Below are 24,156 nucleotides of genomic sequence, written 5' to 3' on the forward strand. Positions count from 1 at the left end.
CGGGGCGAGTGCTGCGGGGACTGCCGGCCTCCGGACTGTGGGCTTACGCCGTCGCCCCGTGCTCCTCGTCGTACGCGGCGCGCGCCTGCGCGACCGTCACCCGGTGGCGCTCCGCCCAGCTGGTCAGCCCGAGGAGCGAGGAGTGCAGTTCGCGGGCGACCGGCGTCAGCTCGTACTCCACCTTCGGCGGGACCGTCGGGTGCACGGTACGCACCAGCAGTCCGTCGCGCTCCAGACCGCGCAGCGTGAGGGTGAGCATCCGGCGGCTGATGCCGTCGATGGACCGCTCCAGCTCGGTGAAGCGGATCGGGCCGTGGGCCGCGGCGATCAGGATCGGGACGCTCCACTTCCCGACCACCCTGTCAAGAACCTCCCGCACCGGGCACGCCTGCGCGTTCACTGCCTGCGAGGTAACAGCGGTGTTCCGGTGGGACATGAAAGTGCCTCCTTATGGCGAACCCCCATGCTCACGCACGATCTCCCCCGTTACAAGAAGTGCACCTTTGGAGGTCGGACAGCATGTCAGCAGTGTCAGAGACCGGGCAGGCGCCCAAGCCGACCGCACGGGCCGGAGCCGGACCGGGCGTCGGCGTCGGCGTCGGCGTCGGCGTCGGCGTCAAGTCGTCCACGGACCGCTCGCGTTGGACCGCGCTCCTCATTCTCTGCGCGGCCACCCTGATGACGATCCTCGACGGGAACATCGTCACCGTCGCGATGCCCGCCATCCAGAACGACCTCGGCCTCTCCCCCGCCGGACTCGCCTGGGTCGTCAACGCCTATCTGATCCCCTTCGGCGGGCTGCTACTGCTCTCCGGCCGGCTCGGCGACCTGATCGGCCGCAAGCGGATGTTCACGGCGGGCCTCGGCGTCTTCACGCTGGCCTCGCTGCTGTGCGGGATCGCGGTCACCCCGGGTGTGCTGATCGCCGCCCGCGCGCTCCAGGGCATCGGTGGCGCCATGACCACCGCCGTCGTCCTCGGCATGCTCGTCGCGCTCTTCCCCGAGGGCGGCGAGCGGGCCAAGGCGATCGCCGTCTTCAGTGCGGTGGGCGCGGCGGGCGGTGCGCTGGGCACCTTCCTCGGCGGCGCGCTGACCAGTGCGCTCTCCTGGCACTGGATCTTCCTCATCAACCTGCCGATCGGCGTGCTCTCCCTGATCGCCGCCTGGCGGGTGCTGGCCCGCGACCCCGGCGCGGGCCTCGGCAAGGGCGCCGACTACCTCGGCGCGGCCCTGGTCACGGCCGCTCTGATGCTCGGCGTCTACACCCTCGTCCAGGCCGCCGACCACGGCTGGGCATCCGTCCGCACGCTCGGCCTCGGCGCGCTCTCGCTCGCGCTGCTCGGCGCCTTCGCCTTCCGTCAGACCCGTACCGCCGAGCCGCTGGTACGGCTCCGGATCTTCCGCTCCCGCACCCTCACCGGCGCGAATCTCGTACAGATCCTGATGATCGCGGGCATGTACGCCTTTCAGTACATCGGCGCCCTCTATCTGCAACAGGTGCTGGGGTACGAGAGCCTGACCACCGGCCTCGGCTTCCTGCCCGCCCCGCTGGTCATCGGCGCCCTGATGCTGGGCCTCTCCACCCGACTCACCAGCCGCTTCGGGCCGCGCACGGTGCTGCGTGCCGGACTGGTCGCGATCGTCGCCGGCCTGGTCCTCTTCGGCAGGGCCCCCGTGCAGGGTTCGTACGCCGTCGACGTACTGCCCGCGATCCTGCTCCTGGCCGTCGGCTTCGGCATCGCGATGCCCGCACTGACCGGTCTCGCCATGTCCGACGCCCGCCCCGAGGACGCGGGCCTGGCCTCCGGCCTGTTCAACACCACCCAGGTGGTGGGCGGCGCGTTCGGCCTCGCCGCCCTGACCTCCCTGGCGGCCGGCCACACCGCGGGCCTCACCGCCACCGGCACGGCCACCGCACCGGCCCTCAATTCCGGCTACCAACTTGCTTTCACAGTCGGCGCGTTGGCGGTGGCCCTGGGGCTGGTCCTGGCCGTGGCCCTGCTCCGCGACGCTACGCAGCGGAGCGCAGGGTGAGCAGCACCTCGTCGGCCTGCTCGCCCCGGCCGTGCGCGAAGCCCCGGTCGCCGCCGGCTCCATCGGGGCCTCCGGGCACGCTCGTTCGCAAAGGTGGGGCGGTCAGCCTCAGAACGTTTCACCTTCGCGAACGGCCGCCTCCTCAACTGCTGAAGAAGTCGCTCACCTTGTCCGCGAACTGCTGCGGGCTCCGCTCGTGGATGCGGTGGCCGCCCGGCAGCATGATCTGGGAGCAGTCCGGGATACGGTCGGCCATCTCCGGGATCTCGGACTGATCCATCTCGCTGTCGTGGCCGCCGGTGATGATGAGGGTGGGGGCGACGATCTCGCCGAGCCGCTCCAGCCATTCGGCCGGGGGGCCGGCGAGCTGCTGCTGGATCTCCGGGACCGCGTTCTCGTCGTAGTCGACGACACCGTCCGCCGGGAGTACGTCCTGAGCACCGTCGAAGGGGGCGGGCGTCTCCTCCAGGACTAGACGCTCCACCCGGTCCGGGTGGTCCTGCGCGAGGAGGTAGGCGACGACGCCACCCATGCCGTGACCGACCACTCCCGCGCGGTCGATCTTCGACTCCTCGATGAAGCCCAGTACGTCGTCCCGCATCTGTTCGAGCTCGTACTCGTCGGGCCAGTCGCTCTCGCCGTGGCCGCGCAGATCGAGGGCGTACACCCGCCATTCCTCGCCCAGCGCCTGCCCGGCCTTCTCCCAGCTCAGCGCGGAACTGCCGATTCCGTGGAGCAGGATGACAGGGGCGCCGTGCTGGTCGCCCCAGGAGCGGTACGCCATGCGTACGTCGCCCACATCGACGACGGAGTGATCTTCCATGACTCCGACGGTACAGGGGGTGCCCGCATGCCAGGGTCGTCGGGTGAAGTCCGTGATGCGTGTACTGGGACCGATTGCCGCGGTCTCGGTACTGGTGGGGTGCGTAGGCGTGGATACGGGTGGGGGAAAGGGAGGTGGTGGATCTGCGGGGAGCGTGCTGCCGTCCGGGATCTCTTCCGCGGTGTCGTCCGTCGCGCCGACGCCGGTACGGCCCTCGCCGAAGGCGTCCACCGCGCGGCCGGTGGATCTCGACGCTCCGGCGAAGAAGGAGATCGCGATGCAGCTGATCTCCAGTGCCGAGAACTCCTCCCTGCGATGGCGCGAGCAGTACCGGTACATCCAGGACATCGGCGACGGGCGCGGCTACACGGCGGGGATCGTCGGGTTCTGTTCGGGGACGGGCGACATGCTGAAGGTGGTCGAGCGGTACACGGCCGCGCGCCCCGGCAACATCCTGGAGGAGTTTCTGCCCGCGCTGCGCGCGGTGCGGGGCACCGAGTCGCACGAGGGGCTCGGCGAGGACTTCACCGGGACCTGGCAGGAGGCCGCCGACACCGATCCGCTGTTCCGGGCCGCCCAGGACACCCAGCGGGACCGGGAGTACTTCGCTCCCGCGGTACGTCAGGGGAAGGCGGACGGGGTCGGGGCGCTGGGCCAGTTCGTGTACTTCGACGCGTTCGTGATGCACGGTCTGGGCGACAGCCCGAACTCGACCGGTTTCGCCACCCTGCGAGCGCGGGCCCGGCAGCGGGCCGCGCTGCCCGCCGAGGGCGGCGACGAGAAGGCGTATCTGAACGCGTTCCTGGACGTACGGGCGGACTCGATGCGCCGGGAGCGCTCGCACGGCGACATCAGCCGGGTGGAGACGGCCCAGCGGGTCTTCGTGCGGGCAGGGAACCTCACGCTGGCCCCACCGCTGCGGTGGAGGGTGTACGGGGACAGTTACCGGATCGGCTGACGGACGAGGGCCTCCGCCTCCCAGAGGGGCTGCGGGAGTCGGCGCCGCTTGCGGACCGGGGAGAGGAAGACCGGGAGGAAGGCGAGGGCGAGGAATCCCGCGCCCACCCACAGCGCGGTGCGAATTCCGGCGAGTTCGCCGAGCAGGCCGGCCAGGGCGGAGCCGATGGCGAGGGAGCCGCTGAGCATGAAGCGGAAGGTGGCGTTGGTGCGGCCGAGGAGCGGGGCGGGGGTGAGGGTCTGGCGGAGGCTGACGCTGAGGACGTTGTTGATGCCGATGTCGAAGGTGGTGAGCATCCAGCCGACCGCCGCGACGGCGAGCCAGGGGCCCCGGTCGACGAACGGGACGACCAGTGCGGCGGGGGCCAGGACAATCGCGGCCAGCCCGATGGCGCGTCCGTGCCCGAGGCGGCCCGCGAGCGGGCGGGCGCATCGGGAGCCGAGCAGGATCCCCAGGCCGCCCATCGCCCAGAAGAGCCCCAACCATGCTGCGGAGAGGCCGAGTTGGCGGGTGAAGAGGATCGGAAGGAGAGTGTTGACGAGCTGGGTGCCGAGGTTGCAGAGGGAGGCGGTGAGGGCCAGCGCGCGGAGTTCCGGGTGGTGCAGGACGTGGCGCAGGCCTTCGGCGATCTGGGTTCTCAGCGCGGTGGGGCGCTCCGGGCGGGTGGGGGCCGGGGCCTTGTCGAGGGCGAGCAGTCGCAGCGCGGCGGCCAGATGGAGAATCCCCATGCCCACCACGGCGACCGGTGCGGTGAGCAGCGCCACCAGGCCGCCGCCCGCACCCCGCCCCGCGACATTGCTCGCCGCCTGCACGCCCACCACGGCGGCGTTGGCACTCAACAGCCCTTCCTGCCCGACGAGTTGCGGCAGCACACTCTGTGACCCCACGTCGAAGAAGACGGTCGCGCACCCGCTGAACAGCACCACCGCGTACAGCTGCTCCAGCGTGAGCACCCCCGCCGCCCACGCCACCGGCACCGAGGCGAACAGCGCGGCCCGCGTCAGATCGGCGGCTATCAGCACCCGGCGGTGCCGCATCCGGTCCACCCAGGCTCCGGCGGGCAGCCCGATCAGCAGGAAGGCGAGGGTGCTCAGGGTGGCGAGCAGACCGACCTCGCCCGCCGTGGCGTCCAGTGAGGTCACGGCGATCAGAGGCACGGCCACATAGCCGATCTGGGTACTGAGGTGGCTGAGCGCGGTGGCGGTGAAGAGGGTGCGGAACCCGGCGTGACGCCAGGGGCCCCGGGCCTCGGCGGAGGTCTGTGAAGGCATGACGTCACGGTGCCGGGCGGACGTGGCGCGTTCCAATGTTTTAGCCTCTGCTAAAACCTCCACTGAATCCTCTGCTGCATACCGAGAGCCGCACGCCGAGAGCCGCATACCGAGAAGGGCAGGTGTTCCCATGACGACCAGGCACCCGGTGGGCGGCGGGGGCGGCACCCTGGAGATCGAGTTCACGCTGGAGGACGTGGCGCGGACCAGGTTCGCGGTGTCACCGCTGTGGGAGGTGGTGGCGAGTGTCCGCGTACTGAAGGCCGCCGACTCCCATGATCTGCACCGGAGTTGGGTGGAGCAGGTACGGCCGATGCTCGCGGCGGCCAAGCTGGATCCGGCACCGCTCTTCGACCTGGTGTCCGTGCCGACGGTCGGCATTCCGGGTGTACTGGTGCCGCCGCCGACCACTCCGCAGCCCTCGCTGGAAGTGGAGCTGACGACCCTCCGTGCGACCCCGCTCGCGCAGCTCAGCACCACGAAGTCGGCCCATCTCCCGGAGGCGATGGCAGCGCTCCGGGCCGACCCGGAAAGGGAGCTGGCCCGTCTCGCGGACACCATCGCCGCGTACTGGGAAGTGGCCCTCGCCCCGTACTGGCCCCGGCTGAGCGCACTGCTCCAGGGGGACATCGCGCACCGCGCGCACCGGTTCGCGGAAGGAGGCGCCCACGCCCTGCTGGACAGCCTGGATCCGCAGCTCACCTGGGACACCGGCACGTTGCAGCTCCCCAACCGCTTCACCAGCGGGCCCCGCCGGCTGGGTGGCCGGGGCCTGCTGCTGGTGCCGTCGGCCTTCACCTGGCCGCGCATCTTCTCCACCCTCGCGGACGACGAGGCCGTGCCCACCCTGCGCTATCCGGCCCGGGGCATCGGCACCCTCTGGGACCCTCCCAGGGCCTCCTGCTCGGACGCCCTGGCCGGTGTCCTCGGCCGTACCCGCGCCCGCCTCCTCGCCGAGCTCACCACCCCCGCCTCGACCACGGATCTAGCCCGCCGCCTGGACATCACCGCGGGCGGCGTCTCCCAGCACCTGACCGCGATGCGAGCGGCCGGCCTGGTGAACGCGCACCGGACGGGGCGGGTGGTGCGGTACGCCCGGACGAGTGTGAGCGAGGCCTTGGTGGCGGCCAACACAACGTCGACGTAACGCAGTTGACGCACCCTCCACGTCGTGAGGCAGGCAAAGGGGCAGGCCCCGGCCGCTGCGTCCGCGCAACCGCCGGGGCCGACCCCGAGAACGTACCGGAACCGGATCAGTGCGCTGCCGCCACCGGCTTCTCGCCCCGGTGGGACATCTCCTCGCCCGGCTCCATCGGAGCCGTGACCTCATCGTCGTCACGGCGCTTGCCGATGTGGTTGAAGACGAGGTTGAGGACGACCGCCGCGAGGCAGCCGGTGGAGATTCCGGAGTCCAGGATGATCTTCGCGGTCTCCGGGAAGTGGTGGTAGAAGGTCGGCGCCGCGATCGGGATGATGCCGACCGCGAGGGAGACGGCGACGATCAGGACGTTGTTGTCCTTCTCCAGGCCCGCCTTGACGAGGGTCTGGATGCCGCTGGCCGCGACCGAGCCGAAGAGCACGATGCCTGCGCCGCCGAGCACCGGGCGCGGTACGACCGCGATCAGCGAGGCGGCGATCGGGCAGAGACCCATCAGGATCAGGAAGCCGCCGCCCGCCGCGACCACGAAACGACTGCGGATCTTGGTCATCGCGACCAGGCCGATGTTCTGCGCGAAGGCGCTGCACATGAAGCCGTTGAACAGCGGGCTGACCGCGGAACCGAGGGCGTCGGCGCGCAGTCCCGCGGCGATGGTCTTCTCGTCGGCCGGGCGCTCGACGATCTCGCCGAGGGCCAGCATGTCGGCGGTCGACTCGGTCATCGAGACGAGCATGACCACACACATCGAGATGATCGCGGCGGCCACGAACTGCGGTGCGCCGAAGTGGAACGGCGTCGGGAAGCCGACGACGGACGCCTCGGTGACCGCGGTGAAGTCGGTGGCGCCGAACGGGATCGCGATGATCGTGCCGATCACCAGGCCGAGCAGTACGGCGATCTGCTTCACGAAGCCGCGGGTGAAGCGGCGGAGCAGCAGCACGATCACCAGCGTGATACCGGCCAGGCCCAGGAAGGTCGTCGAACCGTAGTCCGCCGCCTTGGGGTTGGGGCCCTGCGCCCAGCCGAAGGCGACCGGGAGGAGGGATATGCCGATCAGGGTGATGACCGTGCCGGTGACGACCGGCGGGAAGAACCGGACCAGCTTGGAGAAGAAGGGGGCGGCGATGAATCCGATCGCGCCCGCGACGATGATCGCGCCGAAGATGACCGGGAGCGCGTCCTCCTTCGACTGGCCGCTCGCGATGGCGAGCATCGGGGCGACGCCGGCGAAGGTGACGCCGTTGACGAAGGGCAGCCGGGCGCCGATGTTCCAGATGCCGAGCGTCTGGAGGAGCGTGGCGAGACCGGCCATGAAGAGGCTGGCGCCGGTGAGGAAGGTGAGTTCCTTGCCGTCGAGGCCGATGGCGGCGCCGACGATCAGCGGGGGCGCGACGACGCCCGCGTACATGGCGGCGACGTGCTGGAGTCCGGTCGTGGCGAGCTTCAGGGGAGGCATCCCCTGGTCGACCGGGTGTTTGGTGAGTGGTGCCTCCGGGGCGGTGCCGTCCGCCTTGGAGCCTTGCGCGGTTGACCTGGGCGACTTGGCCACAGCGTCCTCCTGTCGTTTCCAGTGCCGGGATTGGCACGTGCTTCGGGGAGGTGTTGCGCGATGCAAGGTGCTGGTGGTGCAGAGGTGTTGCTATGTGCCCGTGTTGCTGCTGTGTTGCTGTGCCGTCGTTCGCGCCCGGATACGCCGGACCGCCCCGGGGGCATGAAGCATTGGGCCACGCCCCCGGGAACGGCGCCCGAGCAGCCCGCTCGGCTGCTCGGTCCCGACCGAGGGCCGTCCCCCTCGGTCGGAATCTTCAACTCCCCCTGTTGTGCAGGGGGTTCAGTGGTACGAGGTGGTCGGCTCAGCGGGGCTGCGCGGCGATCCGCGCCAGCCGCTGGGCCTCGTCCCGCGCGCTGCGGGCGATGGCGTCCTCGTCCACCGTGATCAGGTGGTTGCCTTCGACGACGGCACGGCCGTTGACGAGGGACAGGGTGACCGGGGCCGCCGCGCCGAAGATGATGGCGGTGACCGGGTCGGCGATGGTGGAGTGGCCGAGGCCGTCGATCTTCCACATCACCAGGTCCGCGAGCTTGCCGGCTTCGAGCGAGCCGATCTGGTCCGCGCGGCCCAGTACTTGGGCGCCTCCGTGGGTGCCGAGGCGGAGCGCCTGGCGGGCGTTGAGGGCCCGCTCGCGGTGCTCGGTGTTGAGGCGGTTGATGAGCAGCGCGTTGCGCAGCTCGGTGTGCAGCTCGCCGGACTCGTTGGAGGCGGTGCCGTCGACGCCGAGGCCGACCGGGACGCCGGCCTTCAGCATGTCGGGGACCCGGGCGATGCCCGCGGCGAGACGCGCGTTGGAGGAGGGGCAGTGGGCGACGCCGGTGCCGGTGCGGGCGAAGGCGGCGATGTCGGAGTCGTTCATGTGGACGCAGTGCGCCATCCACACGTCGCTGCCGAGCCAGCCCGTCGACTCGAAGTAGTCGGTGGGGCCCATGCCGAACAGCTCGTGGCAGAACTTCTCCTCCTCGACCGTCTCGCTGCCGTGGGTGTGCAGCCGCACACCCTTGCGGCGGGCCAACTCGGCTCCCTGCTTCATGAGTTCGGTGGAGACCGAGAAGGGGGAGCACGGTGCGACCGCGATCTGGGTCATCGAGTCGAAGGAGGCGTCGTGGTGCTGGTCGATCGTCGCCTCGGTGGCGGCGAGCGCGCCTTCCAGGGTCTCGATGGCGAAGTCCGGCGGCAGGCCGCCGTCCGACTCGCCCCGGTCCATGGAGCCCCGGGCGAGGGTGAAACGTACACCCATGTCCGAGGCCGCGCCGACGATCGCCGACGACAGGTCGCCGGAACCGCGCGGGAAGACGTAGTGGTGGTCCATGGCGGTGGTGACACCACCGCGGGCCATCATCGCCAGGGAACCCTGGGCGGCCGCCGTCACCATCTGCTCGTCGATCCGCGCCCACGTCGGGTAGAGGGCGACGAGCCAGTTGAACAGGTTGTGGTCGGTGGCCAGGCCCCGGGTGATCCACTGGTAGAAGTGGTGGTGCGTGTTGATCAGGCCGGGAGTGACGAGGTGACCGGTGCCGTCGACTCGGCGGGTCACGTTCTCCAGGCCCTCGGGCGCCGCGCCCGCTCCGATGGACTCGATCCGGTTGCCCGCGACGACGACGTGACCCGACGCGTATTCCGTGTCGTTGGCGTCGACGGTCGCGATCGCGCAGTTTTCGATGACGATGCGCGAAACTTTTGCTGCCGGTACTGCCATGGACTTTTCCTTACCTCTGTGACGAATGGGCACGGCAGGACCCTAGGAGGATTTGAGTGCCACGGACGGCGCTGGAGTGCGACGCTCGCGGGTGCCGAGATGGTGGAAGAACAGGTTGAGTACGACCGCTACCAGTGCGCCGGCGCTGATGCCGGAGCCGAGGACGGTCTGTGCCCAGGCGGGGAAGTCCGCGTAGAAGGTGGGCGCGGCGAGCGGGATGATGCCCGCGCCGAGTGCCACCGCGACGAGGATGATGTTCGAGCTGTCGTCGAGTCCGGCCTCGGAGAGGGTACGGATGCCGCTGACCGCGATCGAGCCGAAGAGGACGATGCCGGCGCCGCCGAGGACGGGCATCGGGACCATCGAGACGACCGCGCCGAGCACCGGGAAGGCGCCGAGGAAGAGCAGTGCGCCACCGGCGACGGCGACGACGTAACGGCTGCGCACCTTGGTGAGGGTGACCACGCCGACGTTCTGGGCGAAGGCGCTGGTCGGGAAGCCGCCGAAGACGGGGCCGACCAGGGTGGCGATGCCGTCGGTGCGCAGGCCACGGGTGATGGTCTTCCCGTCGCAGTCGCGTTCACAGATCTTGCCGAGGGCGAGCATCCCGGCCGAGGACTCGGTCATCAGGACCAGCATCACGATGCACAGCGAGAGGATCGCGGCGGGCTGGAACTCGGGGGCGCCGAAGGCGAAGGGGGTGGGGAGGGCGGCGATCGGTGCGTCCTTCAGCCCGCTGAAGTCGGCCAGGCCGAACGGGATGGCGGCCAGCGTGCCGATCAGCATGCCGAAGAGCAGGGCGACCTGCTTGACGAAGCCCTTGCCGAAGCGCTGGATGACCAGGATCACGGCGAGGGTGAAGGCGGCGAGCGCCAGGTACCTCATGTCGCCGAAGTCGGCGGCCTCCTTGTCACCGCCCTGTGCCCAGGAGACCGGCACGGGCATCAGCGTCACGCCGATCAGGGTGATCACGACGCCGGTGACGAGCGGCGGGAAGAAACGCAGCAGCCTCCCGAAGAAGGGACCGATGGCCAGGCAGAACACTCCGGCGACCATCACCGCGCCGTAGATCGCGGGCAGCTGATGGCCGGGCGCGCTGGTCTCGGCGATGGCGAGCATCGGAGCGATGCCCGCGGAGGAGGCGGCGTTGACGAAGGGCAGCCGGTTTCCGGCGAACTTCCCCACACCGATGGTCTGGAGGATCGTGGCGAGTCCTGCGATCAGCAGGCTGGCCGCGATCAGCCGGGTCATTCCGGCGGCGTCCAGGCCGCAGGCCTGGCCGATGATGAGCGGAGGGGTGACGACGCCTGCATACATGGCGGCGATGTGCTGGAGGGCGGCGGGGACGAGCCGCTTACTGGGGAGCTTTTCATCCACCGGGTGTACGGGGTCGAGGAGATCGACCGGGCTCCCGAGAGGACTTTCACCTAGGCCTTTTGTTGCCGGCCCCTTTGCTGGCTGTGCCATGAATGTTCGTTCCCTCCGGTCCGAGCGCGCCGCCCCCTACGGCAGGGAGGGGGCGGCGCGGGCGGGACCGCGTCAGAGGTTGGTCATGTCGACCGGGATCTGCGGCTCGACTCCGTCCCGGAGGATGGTGGCCTCGATGAGGCCGTACGGGCGGTCCGCGGCGAAATAGACCTCGTTGTCGTTCTTCAGCCCGAACGGTTCGAGGTCGACCAGGAAGTGGTGGTTGTTCGGCAGCGAGAAGCGGATCTCGTCGATCTCACTGCGGCTGTTGATGACCCGCGAGCCCATCTGGTACAGGGTCTGCTGGAGCGAGAGCGAGTACGTCTCGGCGAACGCCTGGAGGATGTGCTTCTTGGTCTGCTCGTACGACTTCTCCCAGTTGGGCATCCGGCTCTCGTCGCTGGTCCAGTTGAAGCGCCAGGCGGCGGACACGTCGGTGCACAGGATGCGGTCGTACGCCTCCTTGAGCGTCGTGTACTTGTCCTTGACGTAACCCCAGAACTCCGAGTTGGTGGAGTTCATCACGGTGAGGTCCTTGAGGCCGGAGATGACCTCCCAGTTCGTCCCGTCGAAGGTGATCTGGGTGGTGCGCAGCTCCTGGCCCTTACGGGCGAAGGAGTGGTTCACCTCGTCGGAGCCGATGAACTTGGAGTTGTTGTCCGAGGTCGCGATGCGCTCCCAGGAGTACTCCTCGATCCGGATCCGGGCCTTCTTGATCGGCTCCTGCGTGGTCACGAAGTGACGCGCGAGGTGGATGCCGAACTGCTCGGCGGACTCGATGCCGTACTCCTTGGCGAACGCGTACACCGTGTTCTTGGTGGTGTCCGTGGGGAGCACGTTGGCGTTCGAGCCGGAGTAGTGGACGTCTTCCATGTCGCCCGAGAGGGCGACCGAGACATTCAGGTCCTTGATGTGGTGGGTGTCGCCGTCCCGCGTGATCTTGACGACGCGGTTCTCTGCTTTGCCGTACTGGTTCTGGCCGAGAATGGTGGGCATGTCGGTGCTAGCTCCCTCGGTATACGGAGTAGCCGAACGGGTTGAGCAGCAGCGGTACGTGGAAGTGTTCGCCCGGTACGACGGCGAAGGTGATCGCCACTTCCGGGAAGAACGCGCCGCTGTCCCTTACGCGGGGGGCGTCCTGCTGAGCCTCGGCTTCGGTCTCGCTCTTGCTTGCGAAGTAGGTCTCGGTCTCGAAGTCGAGCCGGACGTGGGTCGTCCCCTCCGGCAGGGCCGGGAGGTCCTTGCAACGCCCGTCCGCGTCGGTCTTCGAGCCACCGAGCGTCGTCCAGTCGGCGCCGGCGCCACTGCGGGCGGTCAGCGTGATGGTGACGCCCTCGGCGGGGCGGCCGATGCTGGTGTCCAGGATGTGCGTGGACACCGAAGCGGTGGTTGCGGTACTCATCAGTTCTCTTCTTCCGATTCCACGAGGCGGGTCAGCCGGATGCGGTTGATCTTGCCCAGTTCGGTGCGGACGATCTCCCGCTCCTGTTCGGGCGAGTTCCCGATCCGCGTCTTCACCGCGTCGCGCATGTACTCACCGGTCGCGCCGGTGGCACAGATCAGAAAGACATGTCCAAACTTGTCCTGGTATGCCAGGTTCAGTTCGAGCATCTCGGCCTTGAGTTCCTCGGAGGCGCCGGCCATCGAGCGCTGTTCGCGCTCGGATGTCGGGTCCCCGGGCTTCGGGCGGCCGATCGGCGGGTGTCCCGCCATTGCTTCGGAAAGGTCCCCGGCGGTGAGTTCCGCGAGGGCGGAGTCACTGGCGAGAAACAGTTCCTCCGCTGTGGCGTACGGGCGCTGAGCGTTGAGCTTGCTCCCCCACGCCGAGCTGGCACACACCTCGTGGAGCGTGGCCTGGGCCTCACTCGCGGGGAGGGTGTTGAACCGGGAAAGGCCCGGTGTCTGGACCGAAGTCACGGGAGCCTCCGTGGCCTTGTGCTGGACGGGCTGCGCATAGCTAACGCTCTCAACAACTGGACGTCAACAGTTTGTTGAAAGTTCGCGAAGACAAAAGCCGCCGCCCCCAAGCGGGGACGGCGGCGACTCAAAATGATCGATCAAACGGGGCGCGAATCGACCCCTCAGAAGGGCCTCAGAGGGGTCAACTAGTCCTCCTTGGAGGCGTTTTCCCTATTTAGATAGTTGTAGACGGTGAATCGAGAGACACCTAGCGCCCCAGCCACCGTTTCCACACCGTGCCTCACCGAAAAGGCACCGCGCGCCTCCAGCGTCCGTACGACCGACTGCTTGGACTTGCGGTCCAGCTCGGCGAGCGGCATTCCGTGCCCCCGCTCCAGCGCGGCCAGGATGTGATCCAGGGAGTCGGAGAGCTGGGGCAGCCGTACGGCTATGACGTCCTCCCCCTCCCAGGCGAGCACGACATCGTCCCGGCCGGCTCTGCCCGGCTCCATCATTTCCGCGCCCATGGCGTCGACGAGCGGCTTGACCGCCGTGACCAAGGGGTGGTCCCCGGGCTCCGTCATTTATCCAGCCTCCCCGTTCTCGGCGTTCCCATCGCCGTCGGCCTCACCGGACACATCGGTCCGGTCGGCCTCGCCGATCACGTTGACCTGCAACGACACCCGGGTCGCTCCGGAAGCGAGGGACTTGCGCAGCAGGGCGTCGACCGCGGTCAGCACCGCGTCCGCCTGCCCCTCGGCGGTATTGCCGAAGGGTCCTACGTCGACCGCGTCCAGCTCGGCCGCCTGGATCACCTCACGGGCGGCCACCGCATGCGGCGGCGCCTCGTCGAGATCGAAGGGCTCGGTCGTGAACTCCACTCTCAATCGCACGCGCTCAACCTAACCGGCGATACGTGAAATCCGGCAGCCCCTCTTGACAAGTGCGAAGCTCGGACTGCAACCTTCCATCAAGCAGAAAATAACTTCCGCAATACGGAAGGAGCGCCGAAAACCTCATGGGCTACTCGGACCACCGCTTCGATGTGAACCTCTCGATCCTCTTCACGGAACTCCCGCTCCTGGAGCGTCCCGCGGCAGCCGCCGCGGCCGGCTTCACGGCGGTCGAGCTGTGGTGGCCCTGGATCGAGACCCCGACCCCCGACCAGTCGGAGCTCGACGCCCTCAAGAAGGCGCTCGACGACGCCGGCACCCAGCTGGTGGGCCTGAACTTCTACGCAGGGCAGCTGCCCGGCCCGGACCGCGGCGCGCTCTCGCTCCCCGGCGAGGAGTCGGACCGCTTCCGCGCCAACATCGACGTGGCGGCCGACTTCGCCGCCTCGGTCGGCTGCAAGGCGCTCAACGCGCTCTACGGCAACCGCGTCGAGGGCGTCGACCCGCAGATCCAGGACACCCTGGCCCTGGAGAACCTCGTACTGGCGGCCCGCGCGGCCGACCGGGTCGGGGCGATCCTCCTTGTCGAGGCCCTCAACAAGCCGGAGTCGCCGCTCTACCCGCTGGTGAGCGCCCCGTCCGCGATCGAGGTCGTCGACAAGGTGAACGAGGCGACGGGTCTTGGCAACGCCAAGTTCCTGCTCGACCTTTACCACCTGTCGATGAACGGCGAGGACCTCAACGAGGTCATCGACGCGTACGCCGACAGGACCGGCCACGTCCAGATCGCCGACAACCCGGGCCGTGGCGCACCGGGCTCCGGCGACCTCGACTTCGTCGAGCTGCTCGGCCGCCTGAAGAAGGCGGGCTACGAGGGCTGGATCGGCTGTGAGTACAAGCCGGGCGACCGCCCGAGCGCCGACGCCTTCGAGTGGCTGCCGCAGCCGCTCCGCGCGGCCAACTGACGAAGCGGTCAATTCACCGCAGCGGTCATTTCAACGACGTGACACGGCATTTGAGAGAGGCACCCCGCATGAGCACCCTCCCCAAGATCGGATTCATCGGCCTCGGCATCATGGGCTCCCCCATGGCCGAGAACCTGCTGAAGGCCGGTTACGACGTCACCGGGTTCACCCTGGAGCAGGCCAAGATCGACCGCCTGGTCGCGGCCGGCGGCAAGGGTGCGGGCTCGATCGCCGAGGCCGTCAAGGACGCCGACGTCGTCATCACGATGGTGCCCGCCTCCCCGCAGGTCGAGGCCATCGCGTACGGTGCGGACGGCATCCTGGAGAACGCGAAGTCCGGCGCCCTCCTGGTCGACATGTCCTCGATCACCCCGCAGACCTCGATCGACCTCGCGAAGGCCGCCAAGGACAAGGGCATCCGCGTCCTGGACGCCCCGGTCTCCGGTGGCGAGGCCGGCGCGATCGAGGCCGTACTGTCCATCATGGTCGGTGGCGAGCAGGTGGACTTCGACTCCGCCAAGCCGATCCTCGAAGCCCTCGGCAAGACCATCGTGCTGTGCGGTCCGCACGGCTCCGGTCAGACCGTGAAGGCCGCCAACCAGCTGATCGTGGCGGTCAACATCCAGGCGTGCGCCGAGGCAGTGGTCTTCCTGGAGAAGTCCGGCGTCGACCTCAAGGCCGCGCTCGACGTGCTCAACGGTGGACTGGCCGGCTCGACCGTGCTGACCCGCAAGAAGGACAACTTCCTCAACCGCGACTTCGCGCCCGGTTTCCGGATCGATCTGCACCACAAGGACATGGGCATCGTCACCGACGCCGCCCGCAATGTCGGTGCCGCTCTCCCCGTCGGCGCGGTCGTCGCCCAGCTGGTCGCCTCGCTGCGCGCCCAGGGCGACGGTGGTCTGGACCACTCGGCGCTGCTGCGTGCCGTCGAGCGGCTGTCCGGCTCACAGGTCTGATCCACCCCCAACGCCCTTACCACTAGGGCCACTTGAACTCCGGGTTGCGGCGGCGCTGACACCTGTCCTGTCGCGCCCAGGCGCTGCCGCGGCCCGGGTCCCCTTTCTTGCTCCACCCTTGATCCATCTTTAAATTCAACAAACTGTTGACGCCGCGTTCTCCGCGTACTTACGCTCCTCACGCCGCCAGCAGCTCCCGCAGGAAGGTCCCAAGGTCACCATGTCGAAGCGTGTGCTCACGACCGAGTCAGGCGCCCCGGTCGCCGACAACCAGAATTCCGCCTCCGCCGGTGTCGGTGGCCCGCTCCTTCTCCAGGACCAGCACCTGCTGGAGAAGCTCGCCCGGTTCAACCGTGAGCGCATCCCGGAGCGTGTCGTGCACGCCCGCGGCTCCGGCGCCTACGGCTACTTCGAGGTCACCGACGACGTCACCGGCTTCACCCGCGCGGACTTCCTCGGTGAGGTCGGCAAGCGGACCGAGACGTTCATCCGCTTCTCCACCGTCGCGGACAACCTCGGTGGCGCGGACGCGGTCCGCGACCCGCGCGGCTTCGCGCTGAAGTTCTACACCGAAGAGGGCAACTACGACCTCGTCGGCAACAACACCCCGGTGTTCTTCATCAAGGACCCGATCAAGTTCCCCGACTTCATCCACTCCCAGAAGCGCGACCCCTTCACGGGCAAGCAGGAGCCGGACAACGTCTGGGACTTCTGGGCGCACGCCCCCGAGGCCACGCACCAGATCACCTGGCTGATGGGCGACCGCGGCATCCCCGCCTCGTACCGCCACATGAACGGCTACGGCTCGCACACCTACCAGTGGACGAACGCCGAGGGCGAGGCCTTCTTCGTCAAGTACCACTTCAAGACGAACCAGGGCATCCGCTCGCTCTCCGCCGAGCAGGGCGCCGAGCTCGCCGGCAAGGACGCCAACTCGCACCAGACGGACCTGCTCCAGGCCATCGAGCGCGGAGTGAACCCGTCCTGGACGCTGTACGTCCAGATCATGCCGGCGGCGGAAGCGGCGGACTACCGCTTCAACCCGTTCGACGTGACCAAGGTGTGGCCGCACGCGGACTACCCGCTGCAGCGCGTGGGCCGTCTGGTCCTCGACCGCAACCCGGACAACGTCTTCGCCGAGGTCGAGCAGGCCGCGTTCTCCCCGAACAACTTCGTCCCGGGCATCACCGCCTCGCCGGACAAGATGCTCCAGGGCCGGATGTTCGCCTACGCCGACGCGCACCGCTACCGCCTGGGCGTCAATCACACCCAGCTGCCGGTGAACGCGCCGAAGAACGCGCCCGCCGACAACTACGGCCGGGACGGCTCCTACGCCACCCGCTACGGCTCGCGCCACGACAAGAACTACGAGCCCAACTCGTACGACGGTCCCGCGCAGACGGACGCCCCGCTGGGCGCTCCGCGCGAGCTGTCCGGCTGGACCGGGACGTACGAGAACGCCGCGCACGTCAAGGACGACCACTTCTTCCAGGCCGGTGAGCTCTACCGCCTGATGTCGTCCGAGGAGCAGGCCCGCCTGATCGCCAACATCGCCGGCGGCCTCTCGCAGGTCACCCGTGACGACGTGGTCGAGAAGAACCTGGCCCACTTCCACGCCGCCGACCCGAACTACGGCAAGCGCGTCGAGGAAGCGGTGCGCGAGCTCCGCGAGAACCAGTAGCTTCCACTGGCAACTCACAGACTGCGGAAGGGATTTGACGGGAGGTCAAGTCCCGACCGCTGTCCGTGGCGCCGGCCCGAATGAGGGGTGGCCGGTGCGACGGACTTGAACGAGGCCCGCGGTGGCGCGAGCCAGTGCGGTGGTCAAGGTGGCGGAGAGCTTCTCCTCAACCTGAGCGGAGCAGCCCTCCACCGCTCATCGCCCCACCGCGGCCTCATTCAACCCATGCTTCACATCAAGTACGCAGCACAGCTCGAATGCAGCACAGCTCGTATGCAGCACAGCTCGTATGCAGCACAGCTCGTATGCAGCACACCGCGCCAGGGCGCGGAGTACGGACGGTCCCGTACTCCGCGCCCTTTCGTCGTTCCCCCTCCACGCCTCCCCGCAATCCACGCGGCCCCCTCAGTATCCCGAGGGCCGCACCAGTCCCGTCTCGTACGCGAAGACCGCCGCCTGGGTGCGGTCGCGCAGGGAGAGTTTCTGCAGGACACGGCTGACGTGGGTCTTCACCGTCTGTTCCGCGACGACGAGTTCGCCCGCGATCTCCGCGTTGGAGAGGCCCTGCGCGACCAGCGAGAGCACTTCGGTCTCGCGCTCGGTGAGCTCGTCGATACGGTCCTTGACCGGGGCTTTCGGGGTGGCGCTGACCCGGGAGAATTCGGCGATCAGCCGCTTGGTGATGTTGGGCGCGAGCAGTGCGTCGCCACCCGCCACCACCCGTACCGCCTGGGCGAGCTCCTCGGCGGAGGCGTCCTTGAGGAGGAAGCCGGACGCTCCGGCGCGCAGCGCCTCGTACACGTACTCGTCGAGGTCGAAGGTGGTGAGGACCAGCACCTTGACCCGGGATCCGGGCTGCCCGGTGAGGATGCGGGTGGCGTCGATGCCGCCGAGTTCGGGCATCCGGATGTCCATCAGGACGACGTCCGGATCGAGTTCGGCCACCTTGTCGACGGCCTCGCGCCCGTTGACGGCCTGGCCGACGACCTCGATGCCGGGTTCGGCGTTGAGCAGCACGGTGAAGCCCTGGCGGACCATCATCTGGTCGTCGGCGATCATCACCCGGATGGTCATGTACGGACTCTCCCCTGGGATTCGGTGGGCGGTTCGTCGGTGAGCGGGAGGGTGGCCACGACCTCGTAGCCGCCGTCGCGCAGGGGTCCCGCGGCGAGTTCACCGCCGAGCATGGCGGTGCGTTCGCGCATGCCGAGCAGTCCGTGTCCGGCGCCCGGTGAGGGAGCGACGGGCCGGCCGGGCGCGGTGTTGGCGATGCGGAGGGTGAGGGCGGTGGCGTGGTGGGCGACGGTGAGGCGGACGGTGGCGCCGGGGGCGTGCCGCATGGCGTTGCTGAGGGATTCCTGGACGATGCGGTACGCGGAGAGTTCGACGCCCGGGGAGAGCGGGCGCCGGGTCCCGGTGGTCTCGGCCTCGACGTGCTGGCCGGTGGCGCGGACGCCCGCGAGGAGTTCGTCGAGGCGGTCGAGGGTGGGTTGCGGGGTCTGCCCGGAGGGTGTGTCCTCGCTCCTCAACACCCCTAGTACGCGGCGGAGTTCGGTGAGTGCCTCGACGGCGTTCTGCCGTATCCCGGCGAGGTTCTCCCGTAGTTCGGGCGACGGGTTCTCGGTGAGGTGCGGGGCGACCTGGGCCTGGATGGAGATCACCGACATGTGGTGGGCGAGGACGTCGTGCAGTTCCCGGGCGATGCGGCTGCGTTCTTCGAGGAGGGTGCGGCGGGCGCGTTCCTCGGCGGTGATGGTCTCCTGGGCGGCGAGGCGGTTGCGGGCGACGCGGGAGCGGCGCTGGGCGGCTCCGGCGAGCGCGGAGATGACGAGTACGGTCAGGGCGGGGCTGCTGACGTCGCCCGGAGCCGAGATGATCACCGCGGCCGTCCAGGTGACCGCCAGCGCCACCACCACGGACACCAGCCTGACCCGCAGCGCGAGCAGGAACACGGCCATGGCCTGCGCCGCGATCCCGAATCCGGCCCACGGCGCCATCGTGGTGCCGTCGCCCGTCCCGCTCGACAGCTGGGCGGCCGTCATCACGGCGGCGGTCAGCGTCCACCAGCACAACGCGGGCCGGACCACCGCCCCGGCGACCGATACCGCCACCACGGCCGAGAGGACCACATTGCTCTGGTCCGAGAGGCCGAACGCGTAGTTCAGATTGTTGCCGTGGCCGAAGAACACGGCGACCGCGAACGCCCACACCAGGACGTGCGGCAGCAGCGGCGGCCACCCGTCCTGCATCCTGGGCATCGGATCGGCCCGCACCGTCAGCAGGTCCTCGCGCAGCTGCCTCGCCACCGCCAAGACCAGCTCTTTCGTCCGGCGCACGGCCGTCGTTCCCCCCATGGAGGTCACCTTATGCACGGCGTTCCACCGCCTCCCCGGCAGGCTGTCCCCCGGAGACGACACGACTGCCGCCCCCGCTTCGCTGCTGCTCGTACGTCCGGTACGCCGCCCAGCAGACCAGCAGTGCGCCCCCGAACACCGGCAGCCAGCCGATCCTGGCGAGCACCCAGAGCGCCGAGTCGGGAGCGGTGTGCAGTCCCATCAGCGAGTGGCCCGCGAGCAGACCGAGGGCGGTGACGGCGATCATGGCGGTCTGGTGCCAGAGGAAGACGGTCATCGCCGACAGGTTGAGCAGCGCGACGGCCGCCCAGACGAAGGGTCGCCGCAGCAGCCGGCGCAGCTGACTAAGGAAGTACAGGGCGGCTCCGCACTGCGCGAGGCCGAAGGTGACGGCGGCGAGGGAGGGCGGGTTGAGGTTGGAGACGGCCGCGCCGGGGACTCCGACCATGGAGGCGGGGTAGCCCGCGAACAGGACCAGCGCGGCGGTGGCGAGTGCCCCGACCACCGCCAGGCTCAGGCCTGTTGTGCGGAGCTTACGAGGCTGGAGTCCGCCGTTCGCCCACAGTGCGCCCAGACAGTACGGGACCAGCCAGCCCGCACCGAGGTTGATCCAGCTGAGCCATGCGGGCCCGTCCAGGCCGAACCGGATCAGGTCGACGTGCAGCACGACGGCGAGCGGCCAGAGCGGGTTCAGCTTGGCGACCAGTGGGGTGGCGGCGGTCAGCGCGGCGAACACCAGCAGGAACCAGAGCGGGGAGAGCACCAGCTTGAGCAGGGTGCTCAGGGTGTCGGGCGCGACCCCGGAGGCCAGCATCGCACCGGCGGCGACGCCCCAGGTGGCCGCGACGGCGGCGATCGGCCTCGCGAGCCGGAGCAGCCGGGCCGCCAGCCAGTGGCGGTAGCTCTCGCCCCGGGCGCGGGCGGCGGCGTAACCCTTGGCACCGACGTGCCCGCCGACCAGGAAGAACAGTGCGAGGGTCTGCAACAGCCAGGAGACCGGCGCCAGTTGGCCCATCTCGAACAGGGGGCTCGCACCGCGGACCGTGCCGGTGTCGACGACGAGCGCGGTGACCAGCCAGTGCCCGAGGACCACACCGAGGATGGCGAGGCCGCGCAGGGCGTCGAGGGCGCGGTCGCGGGTCGGTGGGGTGGCGGCGTCGATGCGGTGGGCGAGGGCGCGCAGCGGGGTGTCGTTACGCATGGCGGGCCGTGACGATCTCCGCGAGGCTGCGCAGTGCGCGCGAGCCGGGCTTCAGGTAGCCGCTGTGGTCGGTGTCGCCGGCGTCGAAGTGCCGGGCGCCGTAGGCCGGGCTTACCGGATCCTCGCCGAACCCGACGGTGAGGAAGGGGAGTTCGACGGAGAGGTGCGGGACGTCGGCGATCCAGTCGGCGCTGCCGCGTCCGGCCCAGACGGTGGCGCGGGTGCCGAGCGCGGCGGCGTTCGGTACGCCGGTGCCGGGGCTGCCGAACATGACGAGGTTGTCGGCGGTGAGTGCGTGTGCGGCGCGGGCGCAGACGACGGAGCCGTAGGAATGGCAGAGGAAGGAGACGCGTGCGGCAGGTCGCACCGCCGCCAACTCGGCTGATATCGCGCCTAGTTCTGCGGCCCCGGAGTCCGCGCGGTCCGGGGTGAGGGCGTCCGTGCTGACGGTGGCGGGGGTGCGGTAGCCGATCCAGGCGACGACCGCGACCCGCTCCCCCGCCTCGCGCAGCAGCGCCTGGGCGCTGTTGCGCAGGCGCCAGTAGACGTCGACGGAGGTGTCGGCGCCGGGGACCAGGACGGCGATCCGGTCCGCCTTCGCCAGGTCGCCGTAGATCTCGACGGTGCGTCCGCCGTCGCGACCGTCGAAGGAGTAGAACTGCCGCTCGGGGGCTGCGAGTTCGCGGAGTACGGTGGCCCGCTTGTGCGCACCGTGCGCGTCGGCGGCGAGGGCGGCGGCCCGGATGTCGGCGCGGCGGGCGGCGTACCGCACCGCGAGTTCGCCGGCTGTCGCGGAGTGCGGCGTAGCGAGGACGGCCGGGGCGGGTGCGGGCACCTCGGTCGCTCCGGACGCGCCAGCCACCGGTACGGCGACCGACGCGGCGACCAGAGCGGCGAGCAGCGTGCGCCGCAGCCTTCCCCGGCGCGGGGCGAGCGGGGCGGGGCGGCGGGAGCGGCGGGGCGTCATGGTGGGGTGGTCCTTCCGTACCGGAGCAACCTGTGTTGCCGGTAACGAAGTTATGGATCACCACCTGTCGTCCGCGTCCCGCGCGGGAGGTCATCTGCCGCGTACCTCTCAGGTATGACGAGGGGTACGCGAGAGGGAGGGCGGGCGTGCGGGAGGGGGGGGGGGGGGGGGGGGGGGGGGGGGGGGGGGGGGGGGGGGGCCCCCCCGGGGGGGGGGGCCCCCCCCCCCCTCGTCATCCGTAGTACTACTGGCCGACGAACGGCCGGATCGCGGTCGGGGCGTGACCGGGCTCGGTCACGATGTCCTCCCACTCGTTGACGGCGTCGATGCCCGCGCCGCTCATCGAGATGTTGGTGATGCGCTCCAGAATGGCCTCGACGACGACCGGCACCCGGAACTCGGCGGCCAGCTTCTTGGCTTCCTCGAAGGCGGGCAGCAGCTGGTCGGGCTCGGTGACCCGGATGGCCTTGCAGCCCAGGCCCTCGACGACCTTGACGTGGTCGACGCCGTAGACGCCCAGCTCCGGCGAGTTGATGTTCTCGAACTCCAGGTTGACCTGGAAGTTGATGTCCAGGTTGCGCTGCGCCTGGCGGATGAGGCCCAGGTAGGAGTTGTTCACCAGGACGTGGACGTACGGGATGTTGTGCTGCGCGCCGACGGCCAGTTCCTCCAGCATGAACTGGAAGTCGTAGTCGCCGGAGAGGGCGACGACCTGGCCCTCGGGGTCGGCGGTGGCGACACCGAGCGCGGCCGGGATGGTCCAGCCGAGCGGTCCCGCCTGACCGCAGTTGATCCAGTGGCGCGGCTTGTAGACGTGCAGCATCTGCGCGCCGGCGATCTGGGAGAGGCCGATGGTGGTGACGTACCGGGTCTCCGGGCCGAAGGCCTTGTTCATCTCCTCGTAGACGCGCTGCGGCTTGAGCGGCACGTTGTCGAAGTGGGTGCGGCGCTGGAGCTGGGCCTTGCGCTCCTGGGTGGAGGCGGACCAGGCGCTGCGGTCGGGCAGCTTGCCCTCGGCCTTGAGCTCCTTCGCGACCTCGACGAAGAGCTCCAGGGCGGCCTTGGCGTCGGAGGCGATCCCGTAGTCCGGCGCGAAGATCTTGCCGATCTGGGTGGGCTCGATGTCGACGTGGACGAACTTGCGGCCCTCCAGGTAGACGGGGAGGTCGCCGGTGTGGCGGTTGGCCCAGCGGTTGCCGATGCCCAGGACGAAGTCCGACTCCAGGAAGTTCGCGTTGCCGTAGCGGTGCGAGGTCTGGAGGCCGACCATGCCGGCGTTCAGCGCGTGGTCGTCGGGCAGGATGCCCCAGCCCATCAGGGTGGGGATGACCGGGGTGCCGGTCAGCTCGGCGAACTCGACCAGCAGGTCGGTGGCGTCGGCGTTGATGATGCCGCCACCGGCGACGATCAGCGGGCGCTCGGATTCGAGCAGGAAGGAGATCGCCTTCTCGACCTGGGCGCGGCTGGCGGTCGGCTTGTAGACCGGCAGCGGCTGGTACGTCTCGGGGTCGAACTCGATCTCGGTGAGCTGCACGTCGATCGGCAGGTCGATCAGGACCGGGCCCGGACGGCCGGAGCGCATCAGGTGGAAGGCCTCCTGGAAGACGCCCGGGACCTGGGCGGCCTCCAGCACGGTCGTCGCCTTCTTGGTGACCGGCTTGGCGATCGAGGCGATGTCGACCGCCTGGAAGTCCTCCTTGTGGAGCTTGGCGACCGGCGCCTGGCCCGTGATGCAGAGGATCGGGATCGAGTCGGCGATGGCCGAGTAGAGCCCGGTGATCATGTCGGTGCCGGCGGGGCCGGACGTACCGATGCAGACGCCGATGTTGCCGGCGTTGCTGCGGGTGTAGCCCTCGGCCATGTGGGACGCGCCCTCAACGTGGCGGGCGAGCGTGTGCTTGATCCCCCCACCGGCCTGGAGGGCCTTGTAGAAGGGGTTGATCGCCGCGCCGGGCACGCCGAACGCGTGGCTCACGCCTTCGCGCTTGAGGATCTCAACTGCTGCGAGTGCAGCGGTCATACGGGGCATCGGGTCACTCCTGCTTCAGGCCGGTTTTCCGTAATGCGGAAGTACTGTTCTGCTATGTGGAAGCAACATAGGATGCGAGGGTGTCGACGTCAAGAGAGGGGCGCCGGTTCCGGCGTCAGAAAAGAACGGAAGTACCTGCAAAGGCTTCACAGTTGGTGTGACCATGGACCACACAGCGCATCGGCCGGTCACCCCGAGTCCCGCCGTGTGTGCTTTCCGCTGAACCGTTACTGCCCGGAACCCAC

At 69.4% G+C, this 24,156-nt stretch carries 22 protein-coding genes; 6 read left to right on the forward strand and 16 right to left on the reverse strand.

Annotated features, from left to right (window positions below; genetic code table 11):
- Positions 1 to 43: 43 nt before the first annotated feature.
- Positions 44 to 436: a winged helix-turn-helix transcriptional regulator gene (locus tag ACIA73_RS26135; RefSeq protein ID WP_399441148.1), complete on the reverse strand. Its 393-nt coding sequence runs from the start codon at positions 434 to 436 to the stop codon at positions 44 to 46.
- A gap of 242 nt (positions 437 to 678) precedes the next feature.
- Between ACIA73_RS26135 and ACIA73_RS26140 the strand changes: the two genes are divergently transcribed.
- Positions 679 to 2,034: an MFS transporter gene (locus ACIA73_RS26140; RefSeq protein WP_399441289.1), complete on the forward strand. Its 1,356-nt coding sequence runs from the start codon at positions 679 to 681 to the stop codon at positions 2,032 to 2,034.
- 142 nt (positions 2,035 to 2,176) lie between these two features.
- Here ACIA73_RS26140 and ACIA73_RS26145 read toward each other — a convergent pair whose 3' ends face one another.
- Positions 2,177 to 2,857, reverse strand: coding sequence for an alpha/beta fold hydrolase (locus ACIA73_RS26145; RefSeq protein WP_399441149.1), 681 nt, complete (start codon positions 2,855 to 2,857; stop codon positions 2,177 to 2,179).
- 55 nt (positions 2,858 to 2,912) lie between these two features.
- Between ACIA73_RS26145 and ACIA73_RS26150 the strand changes: the two genes are divergently transcribed.
- A complete protein-coding gene (locus tag ACIA73_RS26150) occupies positions 2,913 to 3,815 on the forward strand; it encodes a chitosanase (protein WP_399441150.1) in 903 nt (300 codons plus the stop codon).
- Here the strand turns inward: ACIA73_RS26150 and ACIA73_RS26155 are convergent.
- Positions 3,800 to 5,086, reverse strand: coding sequence for an MFS transporter (locus ACIA73_RS26155; protein ID WP_399441151.1), 1,287 nt, complete (start codon positions 5,084 to 5,086; stop codon positions 3,800 to 3,802). The genes ACIA73_RS26150 and ACIA73_RS26155 overlap by 16 nt on opposite strands.
- A gap of 130 nt (positions 5,087 to 5,216) precedes the next feature.
- On the opposite strand from ACIA73_RS26155, the gene ACIA73_RS26160 reads away from it, so the two are divergent.
- Positions 5,217 to 6,233 (forward strand): ArsR/SmtB family transcription factor, encoded by a 1,017-nt coding sequence (locus ACIA73_RS26160; RefSeq protein WP_399441152.1) that lies wholly within the window; start codon positions 5,217 to 5,219, stop codon positions 6,231 to 6,233.
- A gap of 106 nt (positions 6,234 to 6,339) precedes the next feature.
- On the opposite strand, the gene ACIA73_RS26165 is transcribed toward ACIA73_RS26160, so the two are convergent.
- From ACIA73_RS26165 to ACIA73_RS26200, 8 genes are all read right to left on the reverse strand, one after another.
- Positions 6,340 to 7,701, reverse strand: coding sequence for a nucleobase:cation symporter-2 family protein (locus ACIA73_RS26165; protein ID WP_399441290.1), 1,362 nt, complete (start codon positions 7,699 to 7,701; stop codon positions 6,340 to 6,342).
- A 397-nt stretch (positions 7,702 to 8,098) separates the two neighbouring features.
- Entirely contained in the window at positions 8,099 to 9,496 is a 1,398-nt protein-coding gene (locus tag ACIA73_RS26170; protein ID WP_399441153.1) for an 8-oxoguanine deaminase, read from the reverse strand.
- A 42-nt stretch (positions 9,497 to 9,538) separates the two neighbouring features.
- Positions 9,539 to 10,963: a nucleobase:cation symporter-2 family protein gene (locus ACIA73_RS26175; RefSeq protein WP_399441154.1), complete on the reverse strand. Its 1,425-nt coding sequence runs from the start codon at positions 10,961 to 10,963 to the stop codon at positions 9,539 to 9,541.
- Positions 10,964 to 11,035: 72 nt separating this feature from the next.
- Positions 11,036 to 11,959 (reverse strand): factor-independent urate hydroxylase, encoded by a 924-nt coding sequence (gene pucL, locus ACIA73_RS26180; protein ID WP_399441155.1) that lies wholly within the window; start codon positions 11,957 to 11,959, stop codon positions 11,036 to 11,038.
- Between the two features lie 7 nt (positions 11,960 to 11,966).
- Positions 11,967 to 12,365, reverse strand: a complete 399-nt coding sequence (gene uraH, locus ACIA73_RS26185; RefSeq protein WP_399441156.1) for a hydroxyisourate hydrolase — start codon at positions 12,363 to 12,365, stop codon at positions 11,967 to 11,969.
- Positions 12,365 to 12,880, reverse strand: a complete 516-nt coding sequence (gene uraD, locus ACIA73_RS26190) for a 2-oxo-4-hydroxy-4-carboxy-5-ureidoimidazoline decarboxylase (RefSeq protein WP_399441157.1) — start codon at positions 12,878 to 12,880, stop codon at positions 12,365 to 12,367. Before uraD ends, uraH begins: the two co-directional genes overlap by 1 nt.
- A gap of 188 nt (positions 12,881 to 13,068) precedes the next feature.
- A complete protein-coding gene (locus ACIA73_RS26195; protein ID WP_399441158.1) occupies positions 13,069 to 13,446 on the reverse strand; it encodes a helix-turn-helix domain-containing protein in 378 nt (125 codons plus the stop codon).
- Entirely contained in the window at positions 13,447 to 13,755 is a 309-nt protein-coding gene (locus ACIA73_RS26200; RefSeq protein WP_399441160.1) for a hypothetical protein, read from the reverse strand.
- A 125-nt stretch (positions 13,756 to 13,880) separates the two neighbouring features.
- Between ACIA73_RS26200 and ACIA73_RS26205 the strand changes: the two genes are divergently transcribed.
- The 3 genes from ACIA73_RS26205 to ACIA73_RS26215 all read left to right on the forward strand — a co-directional run bounded on the left by ACIA73_RS26205 (position 13,881) and on the right by ACIA73_RS26215 (position 17,360).
- Positions 13,881 to 14,720 carry a TIM barrel protein gene (locus tag ACIA73_RS26205; RefSeq protein ID WP_399441161.1) on the forward strand — a complete coding sequence of 280 codons (840 nt, stop codon included), beginning with the start codon at positions 13,881 to 13,883 and terminating at the stop codon, positions 14,718 to 14,720.
- 68 nt (positions 14,721 to 14,788) lie between these two features.
- Positions 14,789 to 15,679 (forward strand): 2-hydroxy-3-oxopropionate reductase, encoded by an 891-nt coding sequence (locus ACIA73_RS26210; RefSeq protein WP_399441162.1) that lies wholly within the window; start codon positions 14,789 to 14,791, stop codon positions 15,677 to 15,679.
- Between the two features lie 220 nt (positions 15,680 to 15,899).
- Complete coding sequence (locus ACIA73_RS26215) at positions 15,900 to 17,360, forward strand: catalase (protein WP_399441163.1); 1,461 nt, start codon at positions 15,900 to 15,902, stop codon at positions 17,358 to 17,360.
- A gap of 405 nt (positions 17,361 to 17,765) precedes the next feature.
- On the opposite strand, the gene ACIA73_RS26220 is transcribed toward ACIA73_RS26215, so the two are convergent.
- The 5 genes from ACIA73_RS26220 to gcl all read right to left on the reverse strand — a co-directional run bounded on the left by ACIA73_RS26220 (position 17,766) and on the right by gcl (position 23,911).
- Complete coding sequence (locus tag ACIA73_RS26220; RefSeq protein WP_399441164.1) at positions 17,766 to 18,434, reverse strand: response regulator; 669 nt, start codon at positions 18,432 to 18,434, stop codon at positions 17,766 to 17,768.
- The gene (locus ACIA73_RS26225) at positions 18,431 to 19,714 is read right to left on the reverse strand and encodes a sensor histidine kinase (protein ID WP_399441165.1); all 1,284 of its coding nucleotides are present in this window, start codon (positions 19,712 to 19,714) and stop codon (positions 18,431 to 18,433) included. Before ACIA73_RS26225 ends, ACIA73_RS26220 begins: the two co-directional genes overlap by 4 nt.
- Positions 19,715 to 19,724: 10 nt before the next feature.
- On the reverse strand, positions 19,725 to 20,915 hold the full coding sequence (locus ACIA73_RS26230; RefSeq protein WP_399441166.1) for an acyltransferase: 1,191 nt from the start codon (positions 20,913 to 20,915) through the stop codon (positions 19,725 to 19,727).
- Positions 20,908 to 21,882 carry an alpha/beta hydrolase gene (locus tag ACIA73_RS26235; protein ID WP_399441167.1) on the reverse strand — a complete coding sequence of 325 codons (975 nt, stop codon included), beginning with the start codon at positions 21,880 to 21,882 and terminating at the stop codon, positions 20,908 to 20,910. Before ACIA73_RS26235 ends, ACIA73_RS26230 begins: the two co-directional genes overlap by 8 nt.
- Before the next feature lie 244 nt (positions 21,883 to 22,126).
- Complete coding sequence (gene gcl / locus ACIA73_RS26240) at positions 22,127 to 23,911, reverse strand: glyoxylate carboligase (RefSeq protein ID WP_399441168.1); 1,785 nt, start codon at positions 23,909 to 23,911, stop codon at positions 22,127 to 22,129.
- Between the last annotated feature and the right edge of the window lie 245 nt (positions 23,912 to 24,156).

Origin of the sequence: Streptomyces sp. NPDC051561, assembly GCF_044454195.1 — a bacterium.
Taxonomy (GTDB): Bacteria; Actinomycetota; Actinomycetes; order Streptomycetales; family Streptomycetaceae; genus Streptomyces.